Source organism: Kitasatospora sp. MBT66, assembly GCF_000710405.2.
GTDB classification, from domain to species: domain Bacteria; phylum Actinomycetota; class Actinomycetes; order Streptomycetales; family Streptomycetaceae; genus Kitasatospora; species Kitasatospora purpeofusca.
Genome location: NZ_JAIY01000016.1, coordinates 28,413 through 29,476, shown reverse-complemented (window position 1 = coordinate 29,476; position 1,064 = coordinate 28,413).

The following is a 1,064-nucleotide window of genomic DNA, read 5'->3' as shown; positions in this document are numbered from 1 at the left end:
CGCACCCGGCCGTCGCCCGGGCCCGCGCCGCACTGGTGGCCGAACTCGACGGCGGACCGGCTCCCGGTTCCGACGGACGGGTGTCGCTGCACGCGGTGGACGTGGCGGTGTGGCTCGCGGGGCTGCTCGACGACCTCCAGCAGATCCACGAGCCCGGCTGAGCGCGGCTCTGCGCGTTCCGGCAGTCCGGCTGCGGGCCGGGGCAACCCGGGGTTCCGACGGAATACCGCGGGACCGGGGGCCGGAGAGCACTTCCGTCGGTTCGTTTCGGAAGGGTCGATCGGGGCCCGACGGACGGAAGGTTCGTCCGGGGCCGGACTTGTGCGAACGAGTCATTCCGATGAGCCGGTCCGATGGTCAAGGAAGAACAAAGTTCAGAGGCTCCCGAAATACTACTGAAATAGAACAGAAATATGATCAACTCGATCGCGTTCGGTTCTGTCCGATGAAATGACCGATTCGTGCGGCCGGGGTGCCGTCGTCGGGGGCGCTTCGTCCGCCGGGAGTGCGCCGGGGGCCGGCCGGAGCGGGCCGGGGTCGGCCTCCGCTCTGTCGCGGGTTCGATCGTGCTCGGACCGTCCCGGTCCGGCGGCCCTCGAACGGCCTGCCCAGCGGCGGAGCGCGACCGTCGCAGGGGGAGCGTTCGCGTACCCCCGTCGGTCCGCCGCTCACCGGGTGAAGGCGGTCGGCGAGGTCGGGTGGCGCACGGCGGCGCGCCCTCCGCCGGAAATGCGACCGAGCGCGAGCCGGGTGCATTGCGCGGGACTCCCGGCCCGAACATGCGCTGTTGCGGAGAATTCGAGGCGGGCCCACTATTCGGAGGGCCGCATCGCCATACCGGATTCCGACCGCCGGGGCGGCTCCCGATCCGTACGACCCAGGACGACCGCGATTCCCCCGGCCGGCCCGGTCCTCGCTCTCCCCGCCCCGCCGTCACCGGGGCATCACGCCGCACCGCGACCCCGTCCGTCCGCGCCGCGCCCCGCGACCCTCGGACGGCCGCGTGCCACCACGTCCGCTCCACCACGTTCCTCCGCCGTGCCCGCGGCGCACCGTGCTCCGCG